Source organism: Variovorax sp. OK212 (assembly GCF_900112425.1).
In the GTDB taxonomy this organism is placed as follows: Bacteria; Pseudomonadota; Gammaproteobacteria; order Burkholderiales; family Burkholderiaceae_C; genus Variovorax.
The window spans coordinates 261,608-269,082 of the sequence record NZ_FOLP01000009.1 but is presented as its reverse complement, the minus strand read 5'-3'; the positions used below and the strand labels follow the sequence as shown (position 1 = coordinate 269,082).

Here is a 7,475-nt window from a genome sequence, read left to right as displayed (position 1 = left end):
CCATCGACTGAGCTACCAGCTGATCGCTCGTCTCGGGCAGTGCCCCTGCTGCGGAAGGGCGGGCGTAAAGCTACTCTTGTGACACAGTAAGACTAGGAGACGAACGATGGCCACTGGCACGAAAGAAGAAGGCGTCGGCGCAAGGGTGCCGCTGCCGCCCGTCAAGGCCATTGCGCTGGCGCCACTTCAATCCCGGGGCTTCCGCCTGCCCGATCTTGGTATCACTTGGATTCTTTATCCCATTCTGGTTGTCTACTTCCTTCCCATTCTGGCCATCGCCTGGGCGGCGATCATCACGGACGGGTTTGCCGCAGACAATGTCTCGCTATCCTTTGCACAAGTGATGGCGAGCGACTTCTACGGCGCTCTGCGCCAGACAATCGGAGTCATTTTTGTTCCATTCCTGACGGCATACGCCGTGAAAATCGTGTCCGCCGAAGCTCGAATTCCAATTTCGACGGCTGCCCTGTTCTACATCCTCCTTTCTTTCTTTGTCCTCACGGTCGTGATGTACGGCGTGGTGGATGTCAATCGAGAACGTCTGGCTCACTACGACACAACCGTGGACGGAAAACAGGTCTCGCTACCCGTGTTCTTCCGCGCAGCAACCACGACGTACGCGAAGGAACTGCTTGCGTACATCGCCATCGTCCTTGGCATCAGCCTCAAGAAGTAATCAACAAGGAGGTGATTCATGGCCTACCCGAAACTGAACGCGTTGTTGATCGCTCTGATCGCCGCCAGCGCCGCCCAGGCAGACCCCGCGTCGATCGCCGTGAGTTTGAGAGAGTACGGCGCGAGCAGCAGTGTCACACCCACATCCTTCAAAGCCACGATTGATGGTCAGGCGGCGGTCACCAAGCTCGAAAGTTCGCAGGTAACGATCTTCATGCCCGCAGGCGCGAAGCGCCTTGCCATCAGTGCAAACGCAGGCCAAGGCTATCGAGAACGAACCATCGCGATGTTTTCATCGGCCGTCCAGCCCGAACGAGAGTACGTCTTCATCATCGAGAAAAGGCGCGATGAATACACCCGCGACTATTTGTCTGAAGGACTCAACCGACTGGACCGGGCGCGCGATCCGGACGCCGCCCTTGCGTTGTTCGACAATGCGTACAAGGGTGGCATCCAGCAAGAGTCCGACACCAATGCGTATGAAGCAACCCTGCGGTACAACTATGGCCGAGCGCTTCAACAGACTTGCTTCAAGTTGGGTTTCGATACCTGTGACGATGCGAAGCAGATCCTCCAGGAAATTCTCACTTCTTTGCAGTCATCCTCGAGAGATCGAAAAATCTACGGAAGCGTACACGTCAACGATGTCCTGATTCAGCAAGCACTCGCCGACCTCGCATCTCACGAAGTCGGCATCCCTTACAGCAATTTCAAGGAAGCCATCGCGGCCAAGAATTTCGAAGGCGCCCGTGTCGCGATCGACGCGATTGCGAAGTTGCTCGATTCCGATCCGAAATCACTGCAATCCCAAGGCCTGACAGCGGCCAAGATCGCGAAGGATCGCGCCTATCTTCGTCGCCTCAGCGTGTTGTAGCGCTCTGCTCCTTGCGCAGCGGAGATACCGCCACTGGTCAGGCTGGCGTCTGCTCGCAGTGACATTCAGCTTGCCCACGCGCTATGCGGTTCAACCGGGCTGGCCGTTGGCTCAACAGTTTTCTCAAGCAGCCCGCCTCCAAGGGCTTTGTAGAGCAAGACCGCATTGCCGATCTCGTTACGACGCAGGTCGAGCAAGGCTTGGCTGGCGGCATAAAGCTGGCGCTGGGCATCGAGCAACTCCCGTCGCCCCTCAAGACCGTATCGGTGACGCAATGTGGAGAGATCGAGACGCTTTTGCGCGCTCGCGACTACCCGGGTCTGGGCGTCGATCTGGCGACCATAGGTCGCGGTGCCGGCGGGGCCGTCGGCCACTTCACGGAAAGCCGTCTGGACGGCCCGCTCGTACTCCAGGATGGCGGTCGATTTGCGTATCTCCGCGAGCCGCAACTCGGCTCGCAAGCTGCCGCCCTGGAATAGCGGTTGGGTGATCTGTGGCGCAAATCGCCACGTACGATGGTCGGCGCCCACCAATCCGCTCAAGGCGGGGCTTGCGTACCCCAAGGACGCAGTGAGTGACAGTCGGGGAAAGAATGCCGCGCGCGCGGCACCGATGCTCGCGTTGGCGGCCGCGAGGTTTTGCTCGGCTTGCCGAATGTCAGGTCGCCGGCTCAAGAGATCCGATGGCAATCCGGCAGGCAGGCGGGTGACGACCGGGGGATCTTCCTGCATCCCGATCCCTAGCAGGTCCTCGGGGATCTCTCCGCCAATCAACAGTTGCAATGCATTGCGGGACTGCGCCAGCGCGCGTTCGCGAGCCTCGAGATCGGCTTCAGCCGTCGCAACCTGGCCTTCGGCCTGCGCTACCTCCAGCCCGCTGTTCTGGTCAGCCTGCTTGAGCCGCCGCGCGAGGTCCAGCGATTGTTGCCAGCCGGCGAAGGTTCGCTGCGACAGCTGCAACTGGCTGTGCGCCAGCCGTTCGGAAAAGCAGGCATCGGCCACCGCGGAGACCAGCGATAGCTGGACGCTGCGCCGCCCTTCGTCGCTGGCCAGGTAACGCGCAAATGCAGCGTCCGACAGCGATCGGACACGACCGAAAAGGTCGATCTCGAAGGCGCTCAGACCCAGGGCCAGGCTTGTTTGCTCCTGGATGCTGGAGCGCGGCGCGGCCGTGCTGCCTGGATTGCCGGCGCCCAGTGCACGCTCGCGCGATGCCGAGCCATTGACCTCCAAAGCCGGCAGCCTGCTTGCGCGCTGAACGCGAAACTGGGCGTGCGCGGCCTCGACGTTGAGCGCGGCAATTCGCAGGTCGCGGTTGTTGGCCAAGGACAGCTCGATCAGCCGCTGCAGCCGTGAATCCTTGAACATCGTCCGCCAGCCAAGGTCGGCGGCATGAACGCCGGGCGCGGCATCATGGGCCTGCATCGGAAACATTGCGGGGACCGGTGTGTCGGGCGTTACGAGTTTCGGCGCCAAGGAGCATCCCGAAAGTGCCAGCACCAGGGGAAGTAGAAGAAACCGCATGAATCAATCCTCTGCAATCTGGGGCAGCGCCCGCTGTGCGTGGCGCGTGGCGCGCCGCTTTTCGATGCGTTCCTGGAGTCCCAATACCGAGACGAAGAACACCGGCACGAAGAACACCGCGAGCAATGTGGCGCTCACCATGCCGCCGAACACACCGGTGCCGATGGCGTGCTGGGTCGCGGCGCTCGCCCCCATGGCAATCATCAAAGGCACGACACCCAAGGCGAACGCCAGCGACGTCATCAGGATCGGCCTCAGCCGCAGGCGCGCCGCCATCACAGCCGACTCGACCAACCCCTTGCCCTGCTCGCGCAGCTGCTTGGCAAACTCGACGATCAAGATCGCATTCTTGGCCGACAAGCCTATGACGGTGATCATTCCCACCTTGAAGAACACGTCATTGGGCAGGCCTCGCAGCAGCACTGCGACCACCGCGCCGATCAGCCCCAGTGGCACGACGAGCATGACCGACACAGGGATGGACCAGCTTTCATACAAGGCGGCCAGCACCAGAAAGACGACCAGCATGGACAAGGCCATGAGCATCGGTGCCTGCGAGGCCGACTCGCGCTCTTGCAGCGATTGCCCCGTCCACTCCACGGCGAAGCCCTTCGGAAGCTGTGCGGCCAGCCGCTCCATCTCGGCCATGGCGTCACCACTGGATACGCCGGGCGCCGCGTTGCCCGACAACCGCGACGTGGGGTAGCCCTGGTAGCGCACCAGTTGCAGCGGTGTCTCGCTCCAGATCGGCGTGACAACTTCGCGCAACGGCACCATGGCGCCGCTTGCGTTGCGAACATAGAGCTTGAGCACGTCATCGAGTTGCATGCGCGCTGGCGCATCGGCCTGGATGATGACCTGCTGCATGCGCCCTGCGTTGGGGAAATCGTTGACGTAGAGCGAACCCATGGCCGCAGACAGGGTGTCGCTGATATCGCCGAAGGACACGCCCAGTGCCTGAGCCTTCTGCCGGTCAATGTCCAGCTGGATGCTGGTGCCCGCAGGCAAACCGTCCGGATAGACCGCCGTCACGAGCTTGCTCTGTGCCGCGAGCTGCAACAGCTTGGCCTCAGCCGCCTTCAGCGCCTCATGGCCCTGGTTGGCCCGGTCCTGCAATCGCAGGGCAAATCCCGACGAGTTGCCGAGGCCCTCGATCGCCGGGGGCATCAGGCTCATCACCGTGCCTTCGGCTGACTGCGACATCGCCTGCTGCGCCTGAGCGACCTCCTCCTGGGCGGTCGCGCCGTCGCGATACTTCCAGTCCTTGAGCATGGTGAAGGCCAGGGCTGCATTCGGCCCCGAGCCGGAGAAGCCGAAGCCCAGGATGGATAGGCTGTCGCCGATGCCTGCACGTGCGGCTGCATGCTGCTCGAACTTCTTGACCACATCGAGCGTGCGTTCGGTCGTTGCGTCCGACGGCAACTGAAACGACGTCATGAAGTAGCCTTGGTCTTCCTCAGGAAGGAAAGCCGATGGCAACTGGCGGAATGCGAACACCAGCACCGCCGCGATCACCGTAAACGCAATCATCACCCGGCCGGCGCGTTTGACCAGCAAGACCACCCCCGATTCATACTTCTGCGTCAAACGATCGAAAGAGCGGTTGAACCAACCGAACAAGCCACGCCCCTCGTGATGGCCTGGCGCCACTGGCTTGAGTAGCGTGGCGCACAGTGCGGGCGTCAGGCTGAGCGCGAGAAACGCGGAAAACAGGATGGACACGGCCATGGACAGCGTGAACTGCTTGTAAATCACGCCCACGGAACCGCTGGCGAAGGCCATGGGAATGAAGACCGCCGTCAACACCAAGGTGATGCCCACGACGGCACCCGTGATCTCCCGCATGGCCTTGGATGTGGCTTCCTTGGGTGACAAGCCTTCGGAGGCCATCAGGCGCTCGACGTTCTCAACAACCACGATTGCGTCATCCACGATGATGCCGATCGCCAGCACCATGCCGAACATCGTGAGGACGTTGATCGAGAAACCGGCCACCAGCATCACGGCGAAAGTTCCGAGCAGCGCGATGGGTGCCACGATGGCTGGGATCAACGTGTAGCGGATGTTCTGCAGGAACAGGAACATCACCAGAAACACGAGCACCATGGCCTCCAGCAAAGTATGGACAACCTTTTCGATGGAGATCTTCACGAAGGGCGCGGTCTCGAACGGAACGGAGTACTCCATGCCCTGGGGGAGGCTTTGACTCAGCTCGTCCAGTCGCTTGCGCACACCCTCCGCCGTCTTGACCGCATTGGCACCGGGCGACAGTTGCACCGCGGCCGCCGTGGCAGTCTTGCCGTTCTGGCGATTCACGAAGTTGTAGGACTGCGCACCCAACTCAACACGCGCCACGTCGCTCATCACGACTTTCGACCCGTCAGCGTTGGCGCGCAGCACAATCCCGGCGAACTGCTCGGGGTTCTGAAGCTGTCCCTGCACCGTCAGCGGAATAGTCACACGTTGGCCCGGCAACGAAGGAGAGTCGCCCACCCGGCCTGGCGCAATCTGCGCATTCTGGCGGCTGACCGCACTGGACAAGTCGCTCATCGAGAGGTTATAGGCGGTCAGTTTGGCCGGGTCGACCCAAATGCGCAGGGCACGCTCTGCGCCAAACAACTGCACCTTCCCCACCCCCTCGATGCGCCGCAACTCTTCGGTGATGTTGCGCGACATGTAATCGCTCAACGCGATCTCGTCGAAGCGACCGTCTGAAGAAGTCAGGCCGACGATCATCAGGAAGCCTGAGGACGCGGACTCGACGTTCACGCCGTTCTGCCGCACGACCTGCGGCAAGCGCGGCTCGATCGCTTTGAGTCGGTTCTGTACGTCCACCTGCGCCATGTCGGGCTCGGTGCCCGGCTTGAACGTCGCCACGATCTGAGCGGCCCCGGAAGTATCGGCAGACGACTCGAAATAGAGCAGGTTCTTGACACTGGAGAGTTCGCGCTCGATCAGCCCGACCACCGCGTCGTTCATTGTCTGAGGTGAAGCACCGGGATAGGACGCGGAGACATTGACCGTCGGGGGCGCGACGGAGGGATACCGTTCGATCGGTAGCTTGGGGATGGCGATCAATCCGAACAGGATGATGAACGCAGCGACGACCCAGGCAAACACCGGGCGGTTGATGAAAAACTGAGGCATGGTCTCTAATTTCCTCTGGCTCAGCGCGCTTCGTCGCCGAGAGCCGGTGCCGCCTTCGGCAGCGCGCTCGGTGTGGCCAGCGCGCCATCGGTCAGCCGCTCCATTCCCTCCGTCACGATCTTCTGGCCCGCACGCAATCCGTCGCGGACGCGGTACTGCCGGCCAATCAGTTCACCCAGCTGAATGGATGTCAGATGTGCTTTGTTTCCCTGATCGAGGACCCAGACTTTGACCTCGTTGCCGTTGCGCACCACTGCTTGCTGCGGAACCATCAACGCGTCTGGGTAACTACCCCGCGGTACACGCGCGCGTACGAACATGCCGGGCAACAGATCACGCTTCGCGTTGTCCACGAGAACACGCACCAGCACGTCACCCGTCCCGGCATCCACATTGACGCCGGAAAAGAGAATGCGCCCCTTGACGGGGTAAGCCACTCCGTCGCTGCGGAGAATGGCCGCCGGAAGTCCCTGGTTGTCGGCCGACCTCTTTGAAAGTACGTCGCGCATGGCATCCAGCGTCGAGGCCGGCTGCCTCACATCGACGTAGACCTGGTCAATCTGCTGGACACGAGCCATGGGGTTCGTGTCGCTCGCGCCGACCAGCGCACCCTCCGTGACAAGGGCCTGATCGATTCGACCGGCAATTGGCGCATCGACGGTGGAAAACTGCAGATCGAGTCGTTTGCGCGAAAGCGTGGCCTTCGCCTGCGCGACGTCGGCGAGAGCCTGGTCGCGCTGCGTGACCGCGTCGTCGTATACCTGTCGGCTTACGGCCTCGGCATCCAGCAAAGGGTGCAGCCGATCAGCTTGCACCTGCGCCCGGTTGCGCGCGGCTTCCGCACGCTTCAGCGCCGCCGCGGCACTCTGCACATCCGCTCTGAAGGGAGCTGGGTTGATCTGGAAAAGCGGTTGGCCCGCCCTGATCTCTGCCCCCTGTTCAAAGAGACGCCGTTGGACGATACCGCTTACCTGAGCACGGATCTCTGCCGTACGCACCGCGGCAACGCGCCCAGGCAATTCATCCACCGCGTCCACACGGGTCTGCGACAGCGTGATGACCGACACCTGGGCAGGTGGTGCGGCCGCCTCCGGCGCTGAGTTCTCGCACCCTACGAGCGCGAGAGACGCCAAAGCCGCGAGAGACTTCACGCCCCATTTTTTTTGAACCCAATCGATTTTCATGTCCGTCAGAAACCCTGTGGCGCAGCAATAGTGCTGAAAGTCGGGGAATTCTGCGGACGAGGAATGGGGAAA

5 protein-coding genes are annotated in these 7,475 nt (G+C 61.8%); 2 read left to right on the top strand and 3 right to left on the bottom strand.

Annotated features, from left to right (window positions below):
* Window positions 1–106: 106 nt before the first annotated feature.
* The gene (locus BM004_RS25130; RefSeq protein WP_093217748.1) at window positions 107–676 is read left to right on the top strand and encodes a hypothetical protein; all 570 of its coding nucleotides are present in this window, start codon (window positions 107–109) and stop codon (window positions 674–676) included.
* Between the two features lie 18 nt (window positions 677–694).
* Window positions 695–1,549: a hypothetical protein gene (locus BM004_RS25125; RefSeq protein ID WP_093217747.1), complete on the top strand. Its 855-nt coding sequence runs from the start codon at window positions 695–697 to the stop codon at window positions 1,547–1,549.
* Between the two features lie 65 nt (window positions 1,550–1,614).
* On the opposite strand, the gene BM004_RS25120 is transcribed toward BM004_RS25125, so the two are convergent.
* From BM004_RS25120 to BM004_RS25110, 3 genes are read right to left on the bottom strand one after another with little or no spacing between them, the layout of a single operon-like run.
* Window positions 1,615–3,072: an efflux transporter outer membrane subunit gene (locus BM004_RS25120; RefSeq protein ID WP_093217745.1), complete on the bottom strand. Its 1,458-nt coding sequence runs from the start codon at window positions 3,070–3,072 to the stop codon at window positions 1,615–1,617.
* A gap of 3 nt (window positions 3,073–3,075) precedes the next feature.
* The gene (locus BM004_RS25115; protein WP_093217744.1) at window positions 3,076–6,219 is read right to left on the bottom strand and encodes an efflux RND transporter permease subunit; all 3,144 of its coding nucleotides are present in this window, start codon (window positions 6,217–6,219) and stop codon (window positions 3,076–3,078) included.
* A gap of 20 nt (window positions 6,220–6,239) precedes the next feature.
* Window positions 6,240–7,403 carry an efflux RND transporter periplasmic adaptor subunit gene (locus BM004_RS25110; protein ID WP_093217742.1) on the bottom strand — a complete coding sequence of 388 codons (1,164 nt, stop codon included), beginning with the start codon at window positions 7,401–7,403 and terminating at the stop codon, window positions 6,240–6,242.
* Window positions 7,404–7,475 lie beyond the last annotated feature (72 nt).